This is a genomic window from Armatimonadota bacterium (assembly GCA_031459765.1).
Classification (GTDB): Bacteria; Sysuimicrobiota; Sysuimicrobiia; order Sysuimicrobiales; family Kaftiobacteriaceae; genus Kaftiobacterium; species Kaftiobacterium secundum.
Window position 1 is genome coordinate 133050 of record JAVKHY010000005.1, and the last position, 17294, is coordinate 150343.

18 protein-coding genes and 1 tRNA gene are annotated in these 17294 nt (G+C 69.1%); 15 read left to right on the plus strand and 4 right to left on the minus strand.

Going from position 1 to position 17294, the window contains the following annotated elements:
- Window positions 1-7 precede the first annotated feature (7 nt).
- Genes QN141_08415 through QN141_08430 form a run of 4 tightly spaced genes read left to right on the plus strand, consistent with a single transcriptional unit; the run spans window position 8 to window position 3422 of the window.
- The gene (locus tag QN141_08415) at window positions 8-919 is read left to right on the plus strand and encodes an ABC transporter ATP-binding protein (GenBank protein ID MDR7558499.1); all 912 of its coding nucleotides are present in this window, start codon (window positions 8-10) and stop codon (window positions 917-919) included.
- Complete coding sequence (locus tag QN141_08420) at window positions 916-1665, plus strand: ABC transporter ATP-binding protein (GenBank protein ID MDR7558500.1); 750 nt, start codon at window positions 916-918, stop codon at window positions 1663-1665. The genes QN141_08415 and QN141_08420 overlap by 4 nt, the downstream gene beginning before the upstream one ends.
- The gene (locus tag QN141_08425) at window positions 1658-2785 is read left to right on the plus strand and encodes an ABC transporter permease (protein MDR7558501.1); all 1128 of its coding nucleotides are present in this window, start codon (window positions 1658-1660) and stop codon (window positions 2783-2785) included. The genes QN141_08420 and QN141_08425 overlap by 8 nt, the downstream gene beginning before the upstream one ends.
- 4 nt (window positions 2786-2789) lie before the next feature.
- Entirely contained in the window at window positions 2790-3422 is a 633-nt protein-coding gene (locus QN141_08430; GenBank protein MDR7558502.1) for an HAD family hydrolase, read from the plus strand.
- Here QN141_08430 and QN141_08435 read toward each other — a convergent pair.
- A complete protein-coding gene (locus QN141_08435; GenBank protein MDR7558503.1) occupies window positions 3419-4660 on the minus strand; it encodes an MFS transporter in 1242 nt (413 codons plus the stop codon). The genes QN141_08430 and QN141_08435 overlap by 4 nt on opposite strands.
- Window positions 4661-4763: 103 nt before the next feature.
- Here QN141_08435 and QN141_08440 point away from each other — a divergent pair.
- Window positions 4764-4840, plus strand: a tRNA-Met gene (locus QN141_08440).
- A 233-nt stretch (window positions 4841-5073) separates the two neighbouring features.
- Entirely contained in the window at window positions 5074-5691 is a 618-nt protein-coding gene (locus QN141_08445; protein MDR7558504.1) for a hypothetical protein, read from the plus strand.
- A gap of 343 nt (window positions 5692-6034) precedes the next feature.
- Here the strand turns inward: QN141_08445 and QN141_08450 are convergent, their stop codons facing one another.
- Complete coding sequence (locus QN141_08450; GenBank protein MDR7558505.1) at window positions 6035-6535, minus strand: hypothetical protein; 501 nt, start codon at window positions 6533-6535, stop codon at window positions 6035-6037.
- Between the two features lie 10 nt (window positions 6536-6545).
- Entirely contained in the window at window positions 6546-6908 is a 363-nt protein-coding gene (locus QN141_08455) for a DUF6152 family protein (protein ID MDR7558506.1), read from the minus strand.
- Window positions 6909-7165: 257 nt separating this feature from the next.
- Between QN141_08455 and QN141_08460 the strand changes: the two genes are divergently transcribed.
- Genes QN141_08460 through QN141_08500 form a run of 9 tightly spaced genes read left to right on the plus strand, consistent with a single transcriptional unit; the run spans window position 7166 to window position 16620 of the window.
- Window positions 7166-7927, plus strand: a complete 762-nt coding sequence (locus QN141_08460) for an FCD domain-containing protein (protein MDR7558507.1) — start codon at window positions 7166-7168, stop codon at window positions 7925-7927.
- Window positions 7924-9048 carry an NAD/NADP octopine/nopaline dehydrogenase family protein gene (locus QN141_08465; protein ID MDR7558508.1) on the plus strand — a complete coding sequence of 375 codons (1125 nt, stop codon included), beginning with the start codon at window positions 7924-7926 and terminating at the stop codon, window positions 9046-9048. The genes QN141_08460 and QN141_08465 overlap by 4 nt, the downstream gene beginning before the upstream one ends.
- Window positions 9045-10172, plus strand: coding sequence for a Xaa-Pro peptidase family protein (locus QN141_08470; protein ID MDR7558509.1), 1128 nt, complete (start codon window positions 9045-9047; stop codon window positions 10170-10172). The genes QN141_08465 and QN141_08470 overlap by 4 nt, the downstream gene beginning before the upstream one ends.
- On the plus strand, window positions 10173-11204 hold the full coding sequence (locus QN141_08475) for an LLM class flavin-dependent oxidoreductase (GenBank protein ID MDR7558510.1): 1032 nt from the start codon (window positions 10173-10175) through the stop codon (window positions 11202-11204).
- Window positions 11205-11229: 25 nt separating this feature from the next.
- Complete coding sequence (locus QN141_08480) at window positions 11230-12213, plus strand: tripartite tricarboxylate transporter substrate binding protein (protein MDR7558511.1); 984 nt, start codon at window positions 11230-11232, stop codon at window positions 12211-12213.
- Between the two features lie 46 nt (window positions 12214-12259).
- Window positions 12260-12766, plus strand: coding sequence for a tripartite tricarboxylate transporter TctB family protein (locus tag QN141_08485; protein MDR7558512.1), 507 nt, complete (start codon window positions 12260-12262; stop codon window positions 12764-12766).
- A gap of 9 nt (window positions 12767-12775) precedes the next feature.
- Window positions 12776-14302: a tripartite tricarboxylate transporter permease gene (locus tag QN141_08490; GenBank protein ID MDR7558513.1), complete on the plus strand. Its 1527-nt coding sequence runs from the start codon at window positions 12776-12778 to the stop codon at window positions 14300-14302.
- 37 nt (window positions 14303-14339) lie between these two features.
- Entirely contained in the window at window positions 14340-15452 is a 1113-nt protein-coding gene (locus tag QN141_08495; GenBank protein ID MDR7558514.1) for a Xaa-Pro peptidase family protein, read from the plus strand.
- Window positions 15453-15462: 10 nt separating this feature from the next.
- Window positions 15463-16620 (plus strand): enolase C-terminal domain-like protein, encoded by a 1158-nt coding sequence (locus tag QN141_08500; protein ID MDR7558515.1) that lies wholly within the window; start codon window positions 15463-15465, stop codon window positions 16618-16620.
- Window positions 16621-16635: 15 nt separating this feature from the next.
- Here QN141_08500 and QN141_08505 read toward each other — a convergent pair.
- The coding region (locus QN141_08505; protein ID MDR7558516.1) for an integrase core domain-containing protein at window positions 16636-17294 on the minus strand (659 nt) is incomplete at its 5' end.

Consider the following 17294-nt stretch of genomic DNA (forward strand, 5'->3'; position numbering starts at 1 on the left):
GGCCATCGTGATCGTCGTCGAGCACCTCACCAAACGCTTCGGCGCCGTCGCTGCCGTGGACGATGTGTCCTTCCAGGTCCGCCGGGGGGAGATCTTCGGGCTGCTGGGCCCCGACGGGGCGGGGAAGACCACCTTGTTCCGGATGCTGGCCGCGGTGGTGGAACCCACCGCCGGCACCGCAGGGATTGCCGGGGCGGACATCCGCCTCGACCCTGAGGGCGTCAAAGCCCGCGTGGGCTATATGCCGCAGACCTTCGCCCTCTACGGGGATCTGACCGTGCTGGAGAACCTGCGCTTCGTGGCCGAGGTCTTCGGCGTGCCCCGGAAGGAGATCGGCCCACGGCTGGAACGACTGTTGCAGTTCAGCCGGCTGGAGCCCTTCACGGGCCGCCGGGCCGAACACCTCAGCGGCGGGATGAAGCAGAAGTTGAGCCTGGCCGCCACGCTTCTGCACGAGCCGGAGGTGCTGCTGCTCGATGAGCCGACGACCGGAGTCGATCCGGTGAGCCGGCGCGAATTCTGGCAGATCCTGCTGGAGTTGAACCGTCGGGGCAAGACGGTCGTCGCCGCCACGCCCTACATGGACGAAGCCGAGCGCTGCCATCGCGTGGCCCTGATGCACCGGGGACGGATCCTGTCGGTGGATCCTCCGCAGACGATGCGGGCGCGGTTCCCCGGGGCGGTGATCGAGGTCGTCGCCTCCCCGCGGCGGGAGGCGCTGGCCGCGCTGCGCCGGATGGCGGGCGTCCGGCAGGCCACCGTCTTCGGCGAGGCGGTGCACGTCGTCGTCCCCGCCGACACCGCCGCAGGCGCGATCGCCTCCGCCCTGGAGGCCGCTGGCCTGCGGGTGCAGCGCCTCCGGCGCATCGAACCCTCCCTCGAGGACGTCTTCGTCTCGCTGCTGGGGCGGTCGGCATGAGTCCCCTGGGAGAGGCCGTCAGGGCGGAAGGACTGACGAAGCGCTTCGGCGACTTCGTCGCGGTGGACGGCATCGACCTCTCCATCCAGCGGGGCGAGATCTTCGGCTTTCTCGGCCCCAACGGCGCGGGGAAGACGACGACCATCCGGATGTTGTGTGGGCTCATGGCCCCGACCTCCGGCCGGGTCGAAGTGCTTGGCCTGGACCCGGCCCGCGAAGGGGAGATCCTCCGCGCGCGACTGGGGTACATGAGCCAGCGCAGCAGCCTCTACAACGACCTCACCGTGGAGGAGCTGCTGGACTTCTACGGGCGGGTCTACGGCCTGCCGGACGACGAACGGCGGCGGAAGGTGGCGGGCTGGATCCAGCGGGCCGCCCTCACCGGGCAGGAGCGCCGGCTGGTCGGGACGCTGTCCGGAGGCTGGCGCCAGCGACTGGCCCTGGGCTGCGCCATCCTCCACCGCCCGGAGCTGCTGCTCCTCGATGAACCGACCTCCGGCACCGACCCGGTGCAGCGCCGCGAGTTCTGGGAACTCATCTACCGCTTCGCCGAGGAGGGCACCACGGTGCTGGTCACCACGCACTACATGGACGAGGCGGAGCACTGCGGGCGGCTGGCCTTCATCCACGCCGGACGGATCGTCGCCCGGGGAACACCGGAGGCGATCAAGCGGGCGGCGGGGCTGCCGACCCTTGAGGACGTGTTCGTGGCCCTGATCGGCGGCAGAGAGGACGCCAATGCGTAGGCGGCTGGGGGCGATCATCCTCAAAGAGTTTGTCCAGCTGATGCGCGATCCGCGCACGCTGGCCATGGCCCTGCTCATGCCCGTCATCCAGCTGCTGCTCTTCGGCTACGCCATCACCACCCAGGTGGAGCACCTGCCGACCATCGTCGTCGACCGGTCGCAGAGCCAGGAGAGCCGGCTTCTGCTGGAGCGGTTCGTGAACTCGCGGTACTTCGACATCCGGGCCCGAGCCCGGGACGAGGACGAGATCGCACGGGCCATCGACCGCGGGGCGATGCGCGTGGGGATCGTCATTCCCCCCGACTTCGCCAGCGCGCTGCAGGCCGGGCGGCCGGCGCAGGTGCAGGTGATTGTGGACGCCTCCGACCCCCTGGTGGCCAACAGCGCCCTCTCCACGGCCCGGGCCATCGGACAGACCGCCTCCCTGGAGATCGCCGCCCGCCAGCTCCGCCGCGCGGGCGCTCCGGGACGCGGCCTGCCGGTGGAGATGCGCATCCGGGCCTGGTACAATCCCGACCTGCGCAGCGTCAACTTTATGGTGCCGGGGTTGCTCGCGGTCATCCTGAGCATGCTGACGCTGATGCTCACGGCCATCGCCATCGTGCGCGAACGGGAACTGGGGACCCTGGAGCAGCTGGTGGCCACGCCGATCCGCAAGATCGAACTGATGCTGGGCAAGATCCTGCCCTATGCGGTGCTGGGCTATGTGGACATGACGCTGGCCCTGCTCATCGGTGCCTACTGGTTCCGGGTGCCGATCCGCGGCAGCCTGGCGCTGCTCTACGGGCTGACCCTGGTCTTCTATCTGGCCACGCTGGGGCAGGGGATCCTCGTCTCCACGGTCTCCCGCACGCAGCGGCAGGCGATGCAGGCGGCGTTTTTCATCTTCCTGCCCACGATCCTGCTCTCTGGGTTCATGTTTCCGCGCGAGGGGATGCCCGCGGTGATCCAATGGATCGGGTACGCCATCCCGTTGACCTATTTCCTGACCATCGTCCGGGGCATCATCCTCAAGGGCGTGGGGCTGGCCGAGCTGGCCGTGCAGATCATCCCCCTGGCCGCCCTCGGGCTGGCCTTCTTCGGCCTCAGCGTGGCCCGCTTCCAGAAGCGGCTAGAATAAGACCATGCCCGCGCTTCGCGCCGTCTGCTTCGACCTGGACGGGACCCTGCTCGATTCCCTCGCCTCGCACCACACGGTCTACCGCAAGGTCTTCGCCGACCTGGGGCTGCCCTTGCCCGACCAGGAGTACGCCCGTCACTATTCCCCGAACTGGTACATCTTCTACGAGCGGATGGGCGTGCCGCGCGACCGATGGGCGGAGGCCGACCGCCTGTGGCTGCGGCACTATGCGGAGGAGGCGCCGCGTCCCCGCGACGGCGCCGACGAGATCCTCGCCGCCGTGCGCGCCTCGGGATGCCGGCTCGGTCTGGTGACCTCCGGCGACCGCTCCCGCGTGGAACGCGACATCGGGCGTGCGGGGTGGGGGACGGCCTTCGATGTCGTCGTCTGCGGCGGCGACGTCGCGGAGCGGAAACCCCTGCCGGCTCCGCTGCGCCAGGCGCTGGCCGTGCTGGGTGTGGCGCCCGCGGTCTCCCTGTATGTCGGCGACACCGTGGAGGACGTCATGATGGGGAAGGCCGCCGGCACGCTCACCGCCGCGGTCCTGGGCGGATTCGCCGACCGGGAGGTCCTCCAGGCGGCCGCGCCGGACTACCTGCTGGAATCGCTGCAGGAACTCGCCGTGCTGGTCCGCTAACCCCACGGCGCGACCGGCGCCGCGCGTCGCAGCTGCCACCACGCCCCAAGGGTGAGCGGGATGAGGCCCACCGTGGCGGCGACGAGGGCCATCGCCCCGTAGCCGATCCCGGCGAAGACGATCCCGCTGCCGAGGCTGCCCGCGGCGGAGGTCAGCCCGATCAGCAGGTCGTTGAACCCCTGCGTCCGCCCCCGCTCCGCCGGGGTCAGCTGGTCGGCGAGCAGCGACGATCCGCCGACGTAGGAGAAGTTCCAGCCCAGCCCCAGCAGGAACAGCGCGACCGCCAGGGGCAGCACCTGCGGCGAGAGCCGCGCCGTCAGTCCGGCCAGGACGAGGCCGCCTGCTCCGGCGACGATGATCGGGCCACGGCCGAATCGGTCGGCCAGCCGGCCGGAGATGATGGAGAAGGCGTACATCCCCACGACGTGGACGGAGATGACGAAGGAGATGCTGCTCAGCGGGTGCTCGTGGCCCCGCATGTGCAGCGGGGTGATCACCATCAGCATGACCATGATCAGCTGGCCGAAGACCATCGCCGTCACGGCGACGAAGGCGGCGGGCACGCGAAGAATCTCCGCGACGGTGCGCCCCGGTCCGTTGTCGGCGTGATCTGGATCGTGCAGCGCGGCGATCGCCGCGCCGACTTCACGGGGTTCCGGGCGAAGCCAGGCGAAGACGACCAGAGCCGCCAAAGCGAAGAGTCCCGTGGTCACGAAATACGGGCCGCTGAGCTCATCGAGCGCCGTCGCGCCGGCCGCCCGCGCCGAAGCCCCGGCCAGCAGCGGGCCGGAGATGGCGCCCACCGTGCCGCCCAGCACCACGGTGGAGATCGCGCGGCCGCGTTCCGCGGGCGGATGGACCTCGGCTGCGATGAACCGCGCCAGCTGCACGCCCGAAACGGCGAAGCCGATGAACAGCGATCCCAGGAGAAACCCCGCAAAGGAGTCGCCCTGGACGGCGAGGATGGCGGCGTTCGCGCCGGCAGTCCCCAGCAGCAGCCCGAGCACCAGGGTCCCGCGACGGCCGAGACGATCCATCAACTGCCCCCAGCCGAAGGCGGAGAGGGCCTGGCCCAGCAGGTAGACCATCGCCGGCACGCCGGCCCAGGAGGGGCGGCCGCTCAGCCGCGCCCCGATGATGCTGACCACGGGGAAGATCGCCACCGTCGCGGCCGAGGCCAGGCTCTGGGCGGCAAAGAGCGTGCGGGTGATGCGGCGGGCCGCGGGCGTCAGATCCATGAAAGAACCCCGTGTGGTTCGCCGCACCCCCGGCGGCGTCCTTCCCGTCGCGGGGGGTGCGATTGACCGCGGGGGAGAGCTTTCCTATAATGGAATTTGTCGACGCGGGGTGGAGCAGCCAGGTAGCTCGTCGGGCTCATAACCCGAAGGTCGCAGGTTCAAATCCTGCCCCCGCTACCACTGTTGATGCTCGAAACGCGATGTTGCGTTTCGGGCATCGGCCTTTTCTGCCCTTGTGCTCTTGAATCTGCGCGCCCCGCATCATACTCACAGCTCACGAACTTCCCATCTGGAGTGAGTCTTTCAGGATCACTTCGGAGAGGTCCGCACCAAACCGGAGGCCGAAAAACCTTCATCTAGTGCAGGAGGTCTTCTCTCCTGACCTCCAACGAAGCAATGGGGAGTGGAGTAGGATGGCCATCAACGAAAAGGCAGCACGCCTTGCATCGCTGAAGGCCCGGATCGAGCAAGAGCATGTCCGCATGGGACTCCTTTCCGATGTATGGTTTTGGCCCGAGCGCGATGGTGTGAAGGGTTTTCTTGGAGCCGCTCCTATCATCGTGGCTGGCCTTAACCCGAGCAAGGGGAGGGGACGGCCTAGACGCGGTCTCAAGGAGACTGACGAATTCTTCTATCGGTGCCTGCGCGAGGAGGGTTTAGTAGACGCACACATTACAGATGTCGTCAAGATTAGAGCGACGAAGAAGGATGCGCCACTGTTATTCTACAATCCGACGATTCTGAAGTTGCATCGCGATTACTTCATAAGAGAAGTGAAAATCGTCCAGCCCGCCGTCGTTGTGGTTGTGGGCATCGACGCGTGGAACGTGTTGCGCGGGTGGAACCTCATAGCACCCGAAGGTCGGCAAGAGTTTATCTTCAGGGTGTCGGCGAAAAGCAACGTAGCAGTAATCCGTACTGTGCACCCAGCTGCTACCCGCTTTCCCAAGAGGACTGCTGAGAGGCGAGCGCGGTTCAGGAAGGATGTCCGGCAGGCCTACAAGCTCGCGCATTCCCGGGGAATCCACTAGAGGTACAGGGTTATCGTGGAGTTATTTGGAGCCCCGTGACTGAAGGGCCAGGACGATCCATACAGTCTGGCTCAAAGACATCTTTTTGGTCTCATGGGCTAGGCAGCGTGGAGACATTGAATTTCGCGAATCTGGGCCGCTAGCATCAAGCGTGTTCGCGGTCGTGGCGCAGTTGACGACAAGTTGTGCCCAGCCGCCGCCCTGACGCCGTGTTCCTGCTCATCCTCCTCAGATTCGCTCCTTGACCCATGGTCGGGGGACGGGTCACCTACCGCGCCGGGGAGGAGGGGCGCGACGGGGTCCGAGTGCGCCGTCGACCCGGACGAGGTGAAACAAACTGACGTCAGAAGTACGCGAGGAGCCGGCCCGCCGCGATCGCCGCCGTCCACAGCGTCAGCGAGACCACGGCCGCCGCCTTTCCGCCAGGCGGGGTCGGCGCGTCGCGGTCCCACCGGGCGAGCGACTTGGCGGTCCGCCCATGAAAGAGGAGTGTATTCACGATGGCGGCCGCGATCAGCACCACCTTCAGGCGAAAGACGGGGCTCATGCCCCACGCCGTGGCATGGGCGGCGAACATGAGCAGCCCGGATGGCACGACGACCCCCAGGCCCAGCCTGGCCCGCGGCAGGTGGTGCCGTGCCATGTCGGAGACGGGGACGTGCCGGGACACTCCCAGCAGGCGGAGATCGAACAGGAACGCCGATCCGACCAGCAGCACGAGCCCGACGATGTGAATGATCTCCACGATAGGATACATCCAGATCGAGGTCCGCATGGCCACGGCCGGCCCGGTCTGCTCAAGCCAGACGAGCCAGGCCGGAGCCGCCGGCGTCATCGGCGCCATGGCGACGAGTCTAGCGCAACTCCGTGGTCTTGCCGTCGATCGTGATGCGCTCCGCCCGCATCTCGTTCGGGATGGTTCGATGCGGATAGCCCACGACGGTCGCCGTCGTGCCGGGGGCGAGCATCGCCCGGGTCAGCCCTCTGACCTGCATCCGCGACGGCGGCGCCAGGACCACGTCCCACGTCCGGTCATCGACGGCCAGCTTGAGCATCCCGTGGGGATGCTCATAGGTTGACTCGCGGATCACTCCGGTCAGGTGCAGTGTCCTGGAGCTGTCGTAGCCGCCCCACCCGTGATGCGCGGAGGCGCCCGTAGCGACCATGAGGAAGAGGACGGGACCGGCCGCGATCCTGCCCCACACCCGGTAGGACATCGGTCACCCCCTACGACGGTGTACGGCCAGCGTACGGAATCATGCCGCGGCGGTCAAGCCGCGATGAGCGTGTCCCGGCGGCGTATCCAGAGGGTGGCGGACGGTTTGGTGCGGATCGGCTCCTCTGGCGCGAGGGCACCGCAGACCACCATCTCCGGTTGACAGACGGCCGGCGGGTGAGTATCATGGCGGCAAACTGTTCTGATCACCTGAACAGTCTCTGGAGGGGCGTCATCCTTCCTGCGCCGCCGGTGAGGGTGCAGCGCATCTCAGACGAGGTGGCCAGACGCCTCGTGCAGCAGATCCGCAGCGGGGCGTTCGAGCGCCACCGCCGGCTGCCTTCGGAGCGCCGGCTGGCGCAGACCTTCGGGGTCAGCCTGGCGTCGCTGCGCGAGGCTGTGCGCAGCCTTGAGGCCATGGGCCTGGTCTCCGTCCAGCATGGCCGCGGGGTGTTCCTGCGACAGGCCCAGGCGGGGGACGGCGTCTGGCACCGCTGGATGACGTGGATCGTCGAACACGGTCCCTCGCTGCTTGACCTGCTGGAGGTGCGCGCGGCGATCGAAACAAAGTCCGCCGATCTCGCCGCGCGGCATGCCACTCCGCAGCACTGCGCCCGGTTGGAGGAGATTCTTGCCCAGGCCGAGCGGCTCGTGAAGACGTCCGCGGCGGACAGCGCCGCGCTCCACGCCGCCTACGTGCAGCTTGACCTGGAATTCCACCGCGCCATCGCCGAGGCCGGCGGTAATGCCGTGCTGCGACAGCTCGTGGAGAGCCTTGGCTCGGCCCTGCGCGGCAGCCGGGAGGCTACGGTAGCCCTGCCGGGTCGGATCCGCCGATCCATCCGGGAGCATCGCCGGATTGCCGCGGCCATCCGCCGGCGCACCCCCTCCGCCGCGCGGCAGGCGATGGAGGCCCACGTCCGGAGGGTGATCGAAGAGGTGCGCCGCCTCCCCGCTCTCTCCGGCGGCGGAACGACGCGCGGGACGGGACGCGGCGCGGCGCGGAGGGGACACCGGTGACGTCGGGGCACGTGGATGTGGCCGTCCTCGGCGCGGGCAACGGCGGTGTCGCCGCGGCGGCCGATCTAGGCTTGCGGGGTTTCACCTGCGCCCTGACCAACCGGTCGCCGGAGCGGCTCGAACCCTTTCGCCAGCGCGGAGGCGTGGAGGCCACGGGCGCGACCGGCGACGCCTTCGTCCCCGTGGCCCGCATTACCGCGGATCTCGCCGAGGCGGTGGAGGGCGCGAAGGTCGTGATGCTCACCGTGCCCGCCTCAGGCCAGGAGTACTACGCCCGCGCCCTGGCGCCGCTCCTCCACCCCGAGCAGCTGATCGTCCTCAACGCCAGCAACACCGGCAGCGCGCTGCATGTGGCGCGGCTGCTCGCCGAGGGCGGAGCGCCCGCCGTGCCCATCGTCGAGCTGAACTCGCTGACCTACATCTGCCGGATGGCCTCCCCGACCCGCGTCAACATCACCGGCCGCGCCCGTACGACACGCGCGGCCGTCCTCCCCGCGACCCGGCGGGAGGAGGCCTTGGCTCGATTTGGCCGGCTCTATCCGCAGGCTCAGCCTGTCGACTCCGTCCTGGTGACCTCGTTGACCAATCTCAACGCCGTGCTGCACCCGCCGGGAATGCTGCTCAATGCGGGCTGGATCGAGCACACCGCCGGTGACTTCTTCTACTACTACGAGGGCATCACACCCGCCGTGGCGCGGGCGATCGAGGCGGTGGACCGCGACCGGCTGGCCGTCGCCGAGGGCTACGGAGTGGCCGTGGGAACCTTTCTCGACTACTTCTACGCTGCGGGTTACACCTCGCACCGAGCCTGGGCCGCCCGATCGGTCTTCGAGGCGATGAAGGACAGCGTGCCCAACCGCTACATCAAGGCCCAGCCCAACCTGGAGGGGCGCTACATCAAGGAGGACGTCGCCTTTGGCCTCGTGCCGCTGCAGGCGTTTGCCGCCGCGGCGGGCGTGTCCACGCCGACGGTGGACGCCCTCATCCACCTCGCCTCGGTGGCCACCGGCGTGGACTACGCGCAGGTCGGGCTCACCGCGGGGCGTCTGGGGCTGGAGGGAGCGGGCCGCGCCGACGTCCTGCGCCTGGTCGAGCACGGACCGTGGGAGAGGCGGCGGTGAGCGCACCGATCGCTACCGCCGTCAGACTGCGCGAGGTGATGCGCGAGCAAGGTCTGGACGCGGTCGCGGCGACCTCGCCGGATAACGTTGTCTACAGCGCCGGAGATACCGTCCCGTCGCATCTCAGCAACCGGTTTCGACGCACGATCTGTCTGGTGCCGCAAGAGGGCCGTCCGGCGCTGATCGTGGTGAACGTGGAGGAGGCCCTGGCTCGGGACCGCGCCCGGTGGATCGAGGACATCCGCGCCTACAACGAGTTCACCGACGATCCGATGGCGTTGCTCGCGGATGTGATCCGCGAGCGGGGGCTGGATCGCGGGCGCATCGGCCTGGAGCTCGACCACCTGCCGGCCGCCGACGCCGATCGGCTCCGCCGCGCGCTGCCGCGGGTCGTCGTCGCCCCGGCGGCGGCGGTGTTTTTCGCCGCCCGGGCCCGCAAGACGGCGGAAGAGATCGCCGTCATCCGGCGGCTGGGGGCCCTGGCCGCCCGCGCCCACGGCGAGGCCTACCGGCGTTTCCGCCCCGGGATGACGGAGCAGGACCTAGCCCGTCTGCTCGTTGACGCCTGCCCCGGAGTCGACTACTGCCGTCCCATCGTCGGCGCCGGTGAGCGCGGCGCCTTCGCCAACGCCGCCCCCACCGATCGGCCGATCGCACCCGGGGATGTGGTCCGGGTGGACCTGATCTCCGGGCAGGCGTGGTTCCACTCCGATGTCGCGCGCACGGCGGTGTGCGGCCCGCCGACGGCCGAGCAGGCGCGCCTCTGGGGCGTGCTGCTCGACGCCTACGCCCGCGTGCAGGACGCGCTCCGGCCGGGGGCCCGCACGCGCGCGCTGCACCAGCTCTACCTGCAAACGCTGTCGACGGCGGGGTTGGAGGCATCCCTCAAGTTCCTGGGGCACGGGCTGGGGTTGACGATTCATGAGGAACCGTACGTGAACCTCTACACCGACAGCCGATTAGAGCCCGGAATGGTGCTGTGCCTGGAGCCGATGTACCTGGTGCCCGGCCGCATGGGACTCCACATCGAGGACGAGTTTCTCATTACCGAGAGCGGCTTCGAGGTGTTGAGCGTGGGGACGCCCAACAACCGGCTGATCCAGCTCGGTGCGGAGGAGGGGTGAGTGATCTTCTCCTTTACCCGGATCCCCGACGGCCCCGTGGAGGAGTTCTTGGCCTTCGCCCGCGCCGGGTACGACCTGGGGTTCCGTCGGCTGTGGATCCCCGATCAGACCTACTACGCCGACCCCTTTGTCCTGCTGGCGCAGGTGGCGCGCGAGGTGCCGCAGCTGGAGCTCGGGCTGGCCGTGACCAACCCCTACACCCGCCATCCTGTGCAGATTGCGCGCGCCGCGGCCACCGTCGCGGAGGTCGCCGGCGGCCGGCTGCTCCTGGGCCTGGGCGCGGGCAACCGCAAGCACCTCATCGACCGGCTGGGCCTCGACGGCCGTCACGCGCCGGAGCGGGTTCGGGAGGCGGCGCTGCTGATCCGGCGGCTGCTCGCCGGCGAGACGGTGCGGTGGGACGGTTACTGGACACTGCACGAGGTCGCCCTGCAGACCGCGGGTCGGCCGGAGGTGCCGATCATCATCGGCACGCGGAACCCGAAGATGCTGCGGGTGGCGGGGGAGGTCGGCGACGGCGTGATGCTGGAGTCGCTGGTCTCGCCGGAGGCGCAGGCCTACGGGCTGGATGAAGTGCGCCTGGGCGCCCGGCGGGCCGGACGATCGCTCGAGGGGTTCGAGGTGGTCGCTTGGCAGAGCGTGCGGGTCACCGACGACCGCGCCGGGGCGATCGAGGCGTTGCGGCCCTGGGCGGCCTACTTGCTGGGCATGACGACGCCGGCCGTCGCCGCCCGGATGGGTGTCGACCCCGAGGTGACCAGGCGGGTGCACGACGCCTTCGCCGCCGAGGGTCCGGAGGCCGCCGCCCGCTTCGTCGGCGCGGACGAGGTGGATCGCTTCGTGATCGCGGGGTCTCCTTCCGATGTGGCCGTCCGATGCGCGGCCCTGTTCCGGGGCGGAGCCACGGACTTCGCCGTGCAGGTCACCAGGGTGGGAGCGCGTCAGCAGTTGCTGCGGTTCGCGCAGGAGGTCCGACCGCTGATCGAAGGGATGCTGGCCGGAGCGGGTGACCCGAACGTCCGTAACGCCTGATCCACAGAGGAGGGGAGGGAGAGCAATGCGGTTCGTGCATCGCGCGGTGGCTCTGGGGGCGGTGGTTGTGTTGCTGGTCATCCTTGCCGGCACGTCCTGGACCGCCGCCCAGGAACGGTTCCCCAGCAGGGAAATCACCCTCATTGTGCCCTGGCCCGCGGGGGGCGGATCGGACATCAGTATGCGGCTGCTGGCCGATCAGGCTACCAGGGAGTTCGGGGTGCCGGTGGTCGTGGTCAACAAGCCCGGTGCCGCGGGGGCCATCGGCCACCGCGAAATCGCCACCGCCCGGCCGGACGGCTACACCGTGGGGATGTTCGGCTCGGGAGCCGTCGCCCAGCAGTACATGATTCCGAATCCGGTGAAGATCGAGGAGCTGCAGCCCATTGTCTTCTTCGGCAATGAACCCGGCGCGCTGACGGTCAGAGGCGACGCGCTCTGGAAGACCCTCAAGGAGTTCGTCGAGGCGGCCCGAGCCCGGCCCAACACCATCAAGAATTCCAACGATCCGCCGGGCGGGGCGTCGCACCTGACCGTGCTGGTCTTTGAGAAGAAGCTGGGCATCGCCCTGAACAAGATCCCCTACCAGGGCTTCGCGCCCAGCGTCGCCGCGCTGCTGGCCGGCGAGGTGCAGGCGACGACCGTGCCGGTGCCCGACGTCATCGAGGGGCATCGCGCGGGTCGCCTGCGAATTCTCGGCGTCTCGGACGGCAAACGCCACTTCCTGGCACCCGATGTGCCCACCTTCAAGGAGCAGGGCTTCGACGTGACCTACGGCTCCTGGCGCGTCGTCGCCGGACCGAAGGGGATCCCCGCCGACCGACTGGCCGTGCTTGAGGCGAAATTCCTGGCCGCCCTGCAGAACCCGGCCTTCGTGCAGCGGGCCAACAAGGCGGGGTTCGTGATCAGCCCGATGGGAATCAAGCGCACGGAGGCCTTCCTGAAGGCGGACGACGCGCTCCAATACGCCTTGCTGTTTGAGCTCGGGCTGGCGCGCAACACCAAGTAGCCGGGACGGATCGCGGGGGCGGAGAATCCGCCCCCGCGGCGGATCGATGGTTGAGCAAGCCCGCCGCGGACTGAGTGACCTGCTGGCCGGAGCGATCCTGCTCGTCGTCGGGATCGTCGGTCTGGCGGCCTTGGGCCGCAATGCGACGCTGACCAGCTTCGACTTCGGTACCGATCCGGGGCCGGCACTCCTCCCCAGGGTGCTCCTCCTCTTCCTCCTGGGAGGCGGCGCAGTGCTCATCCTCCTGGGGGTGGCGAGGCTGGGCCCGGCGCTGGCGGGCCTTCCGGAGGTGGGACACTCTCTGGCGCTGCGCGCCTACATCCGCCCGGCCGCGTTCGCCGCATCGCTTAGCGTGTACCTGGTGGCGCTGCCCCGCCTGGGGTTCATCGCCGCCACGCTGCTGTTCGGCGCGGGATGGATCGCCGTGCTGACTCCGGGCGAGGATCGTGGGCCCGCCCTCCGCTTCCTAGCCCAATCCGTTGCCGCGGCCCTGGTCATCACGGCCGCGCTGTACTACGTCTTCAAGGGGTTCGTCAAGGTGCCGCTGCCGTGAGAGGAGCCGATGCTCGATCAGCTCCGTGAGACGCTGCCGGCGATCCTCACCTCGCCGGTGGCGCTGGTGCTGTCGCTGGCGGGATCGATCCTGGGGATCATCCTGGGCGCGTTGCCGGGGATCAGCTCGACCACGTCGCTGGCCGTCCTGCTGCCGCTGACCTTCGCCCTGGGCCCGACGGAGGCAATGATGTTCCTGATGGGTGTGTTCAACGGCAGCGTCTACGGTGGATCGATCTCGGCCATCCTGCTGAAGATTCCTGGCACGCCCGGGGCCATCGTCACCCAGCTCGATGGTCATCCGATGGCGATGAAGGGACGGGCGGGCGAGGCGATCGGCTACGCCACGCTGGCCTCGATGTTTGGCGGGCTGTTCGGGCTGCTGGTGTTCATGACCGTCGCCCCGCTGCTCGCCGCGCTCGGCCTCAAGTTCCAGAGCCCCGAGTTCACGGGGCTGGCCCTGCTGGGACTGGCCAGCCTCTCCGCGGCGATCCCGGAGGCGATGCTGAAGGGGATTCTGGCGGGAGCGGCGGGGCTGCTCCTGGCCACGGTCGGGCTGGATCCGCTGACGAACGTCCTGCGCTTCGACTTCGGCAGCCGGCATCTCGCCGCCGGGGTGCCCGTGATTCCGGTCGCCATCGGCATCTTTGGCTTGGCCGAGGTGTTTCGGCATCTGGAGGGGGGCGCCCGGCGCTGGCAGGTGATCACCACGATTCGCCGGGTGATCCCGCCCTGGGCGGAGATGCGCCGGACCGTGCCGGGGGCCCTGCGTGGGGCGGTCGTCGGTGTGATCGTGGGCATCATTCCGGCGGCCGGCTCGGCGATCGGTGTGACATTCTCCTACCTGCAGGAGAAGCGGCTGTCGGCCACGCCCGAGCGCTTCGGCACGGGGATCCCGGAGGGGATCGTGCCGCCGGAGTCGTCCAACAACGCCTGCATGGGCGGCGATCTCATCCCGACGATGAGCCTGGGAGTTCCCGGCGACAGCATTACGGCGGTGCTGATGGGCGCCCTGCTCATCCAGGGGCTGCGGCCGGGGCCGCAGCTCTTCACGGAGCACCGCGACTTCGTGGCCGCCGTCTACGTGGCCCTCGGCATGGCGATCGCCCTGACCACCATCCTCGGCCTGCTCGGGGCGCGGCTCTTCGCCTGGACGCTGCGGTTGCCCCGGGCCGTCCTGCTCACGGGGATTACCGGGCTCTGCGTCGTCGGAGCCTACGCCGTCAACAACGCGCTGTTCGATGTCTGGATGATGGTGTTCTTCGGCGGCGTGGGTTACCTCATGCAGAAGGCAGGGTTCCCTGTGCTGCCCCTGATCTTCGGGCTCATCCTGGGGCCGATGTTCGAGGAGAACCTGCGCCGGACCCTGATCGTCAGCAACGGCAGCCTGCTCGTCTACCTGCAGCGGCCGCTGAGCGTGACGCTGCTGGTGCTGGCCGCAGCCACCGCGACCTATCCGCTGCTCCTGGAGTGGCGGCACCGCCGCAGAGCGGTCGCCGCCTCCGCGACCGCGCCCGGCCAGGAGCCGGCGCGCTGAGCCGGATCGGTCGGTAATGCCCGCAAAGGAGGACGGGATGGCACAGGTGCACGAGATCATCCGTCGCCAGCGAGAAGCGGTACAGCGGGAACAGTGGCGGGCCAGCATCGCCGTCTCGCCGGAGAACGTCGCCTACACCGCGGGCTTCGTGGTGCCCTCCCAGCCCGTGATCCGCCATCGCCACGCCTGCTGCATCGTCACGCCCGAGCGGGAGGCGATGCTCACCGTGGACATGGAGTTTTCCACGGCGCGCCGACTCAGCCGCATTGCGGACGTGCGCAAGTGGAAGGAGTTTGCCGAGCGGCCAATGGCGGTGCTGGCTTCGACCCTCACCGAGCTGGGCATCCGGCGCGGGCGGGTGGGCATCGAGCTGCACTACCTCCCGGCCGCCGACTACGCCGAGCTGGTGCGACTGCTCCCCGAGGTGGAGTGGGTGGGCAACGAGGCTTGGTTCGCGCACCTGCGCATGGTGAAGACTGCGGAGGAGATCGCCGCGCTGCGGGAGGTCGGCCGTCTGGCTGACGAGGTGCACGCCGCGGCCTATCGTCAGGTGGGGGCGGGGATGACGGAGCGGGATCTGGGCGGAGTGCTCGCCGGGGAGCTGTACGCCCGCGGCGTCGACGGGGTGCGCATTCTGGTGGTGGCCTCCGGGGAGCGCAGCGGTCTGCCCAACGCCGGGCCGACCGACCGCGTGCTGGCCCGGGGCGACCTCATCCGCGTGGACATCATCGCCCACCGCCGCGGCTACTACTCGGACGTCGCGCGGACGGCGGTCGTCGGCGAGCCCACGGCGCGGCAGCGCGAGGTCTGGGCGCGAATCGTCGAGACCCATCGCGCTCTGCTGGCCATGGTGCGCCCGGGTGTCCGCACCTCTACGCTGTACGCCGAGTTCGCGCGGCGGTTCCAGCAGGCCGGTTTCCCCGTGTCGTCCTTCGTCGGTCACGGCCTGGGCCTGCACCTGCACGAGGAGCCACTGATCGGATTCGTGGGCGACACCGTCCTCCAGCCCGGCATGGTCCTGTGCATCGAGCCCTTTATCTTCGCGGACGGTTACGGGTACCAGCTGGAAGACGAGCTGCTGGTCACGGCGGAGGGCTACGAGCTGTTTACCGACGCCGTGGACACGAGCCGGTTGCTGACCACGGCCTAGGAGGCGATCGATGAAGATCACCCGGATCGAGACGTTCCGCGTCGGACTGCCCCGGCGACGCGTGCACCGCTGGGCGTTCAACAACGTCCCCGCCGGCAGCGACTACGTCATCGTCCGCGTCACCTCCGACGATGGGATCAGGGGATTGGGCGAGGCGCCCGCTCTGCCGGACTGGGGCGGCGACTACGGGACCCACGACGGAGAGTACTCCGTGGGCGTGGTAGACGTGATCGAGCGCTGGCTGGCGCCGGTTCTGGTCGGCCAGGACCCGTTCCAGCTCGACGCGCTGCACGCCCGCATGGACGCCGTGATCCGCGGCCACCCCTACGCCAAGGCGGCGATTGACGTCGCGCTGTACGACCTGAAGGGCCGCGCCCTGGGGGTGCCGGTCTACGAGCTGCTGGGAGGGCTGGTCCGGCGTGAGGTGCCGCTGGCCCACTCCATCGGCCTGATGGAAATCGAGCCGGCGCTGGCGGAGATCGCCGCGGTGGTGGAAGAGGGCGTGCGAACGATCAAGCTCAAAATCGGGATCGACCCGGAACGCGATGTCGAGCTGGTGCGGCGCACGCGCCAGCTCGTGGGGCCCGACATCCGCATCCGCGTGGACGCCAATCAGGGATATCCGACCCCGAAGCTCGCCCTGCAGGCGCTGCGGCGGATGGAGGCCTACGGCATCTGGTTCATGGAGCAGCCGGTGATGGGTGTGGAAAATCTGGCCCGCATCAGCGGGGCCACGGACGTGCCCATCATGGCCGACGAAAGCGCCTGGACGCCCCAGGACGTGCTGCGCATCCTCCAGCTGCGCGCGGCGGATATGATTTCGCTCTACTACACCAAACCCGGCGGCCTCTACCCGGCGAAGCAGATGGCCGCCGTCGCCGAAGCCGGCGGCCTGCCCTGCGACGTGAACGGTTCCGCCGAGACCGGCATCGGCAACATGGCCAACCTCCATCTGGCCGCCTCGACCCGCAACGTCACGCTGCCCGGCTCCATCCCCGTCAGCGCGCCGGCCGGCCGCCGTCCGACGAAAATGGCCGGTCACTACTACACGGACGACCTGATCACCGAGCCGTACGAGTTCCGGGACGGCGCGTTCATCGTCCCCGATCGCCCCGGCCTGGGTGTCGAGCTGGACGAGGAGAAACTGCGCCGCTATCGGGTGGCCTAGGGTGTCAAGTTCGGACTAGGTGTTTGCACTTTGCGACTCCCCCCGAGCCCTGAATGCCATGGCCGGGGTTCGACCCTTGAGGCGATAGCCCAGATGGGGCCGCTCCCGGTTGTAGAAGCGCAGGTACGCCTGCAGGTCCCGCTCCAACTGTCCCAGGCTGGTGTAGTAGGTGCGCCGGAAGGCCACCCGCCACAGCTCGCTGAGGATGGTGCCCTGCAAGCGCTCGACGAACCCATTCGTCCAGGCATGGCGCGGCTTGGTCCGTCGGTGCTCGATGCCCAGCGCCCGACAGGCCGCGGTGAAGGCCGTCTGAAACTCCGGCCCGCCATCGGTGAGTACAGCCCGGAGGCGGTGTCCAGCGCGCTGGTAGATCGGCACCACGTGGGTCCGCAAGAAGTGCACGGTCGCCTGCGCGGTGACCCGCGGGACAACGGTAGCGATCGCGTACGAGCAGGCCGCGTCGCAGGCGGTGAGCTGCCAGACTCTGCCTACGCCTTTGAGCTTGCCAATGTAGAAGGCATCGAGGCAGACCAGATCCCCCGGCCGCTGGGCCTCCACGTGCGGCGGGCGCAGGTGCTTGCGGGTCCGCTCCGTGAGCAGCCCGACGGTGCTCGCGCTGTGCGCCTCCAGCATGGTGAGCCGCTCCCAGCGGGTGCGCAGCCCATGCCGACAGA

What these genes read in the sequence shown, in the direction of transcription:
- QN141_08420 (MDR7558500.1), top strand. Translation starts at nt 916, where the DNA reads ATGAGTCCCCTGGGAGAGGCCGTCAGGGCGGAAGGACTGACGAAGCGC.
- QN141_08425 (MDR7558501.1), top strand. Translation starts at nt 1,658, where the DNA reads ATGCGTAGGCGGCTGGGGGCGATCATCCTCAAAGAGTTTGTCCAGCTG.
- QN141_08430 (MDR7558502.1), top strand. Translation starts at nt 2,790, where the DNA reads ATGCCCGCGCTTCGCGCCGTCTGCTTCGACCTGGACGGGACCCTGCTC.
- QN141_08435 (MDR7558503.1), bottom strand. Translation starts at nt 4,660, where the DNA reads ATGGATCTGACGCCCGCGGCCCGCCGCATCACCCGCACGCTCTTTGCC.
- QN141_08445 (MDR7558504.1), top strand. Translation starts at nt 5,074, where the DNA reads ATGGCCATCAACGAAAAGGCAGCACGCCTTGCATCGCTGAAGGCCCGG.
- QN141_08450 (MDR7558505.1), bottom strand. Translation starts at nt 6,535, where the DNA reads ATGGCGCCGATGACGCCGGCGGCTCCGGCCTGGCTCGTCTGGCTTGAG.
- QN141_08455 (MDR7558506.1), bottom strand. Translation starts at nt 6,908, where the DNA reads ATGTCCTACCGGGTGTGGGGCAGGATCGCGGCCGGTCCCGTCCTCTTC.
- QN141_08480 (MDR7558511.1), top strand. Translation starts at nt 11,230, where the DNA reads ATGCGGTTCGTGCATCGCGCGGTGGCTCTGGGGGCGGTGGTTGTGTTG.
- QN141_08485 (MDR7558512.1), top strand. Translation starts at nt 12,260, where the DNA reads ATGGTTGAGCAAGCCCGCCGCGGACTGAGTGACCTGCTGGCCGGAGCG.
- QN141_08490 (MDR7558513.1), top strand. Translation starts at nt 12,776, where the DNA reads ATGCTCGATCAGCTCCGTGAGACGCTGCCGGCGATCCTCACCTCGCCG.
- QN141_08495 (MDR7558514.1), top strand. Translation starts at nt 14,340, where the DNA reads ATGGCACAGGTGCACGAGATCATCCGTCGCCAGCGAGAAGCGGTACAG.
- QN141_08500 (MDR7558515.1), top strand. Translation starts at nt 15,463, where the DNA reads ATGAAGATCACCCGGATCGAGACGTTCCGCGTCGGACTGCCCCGGCGA.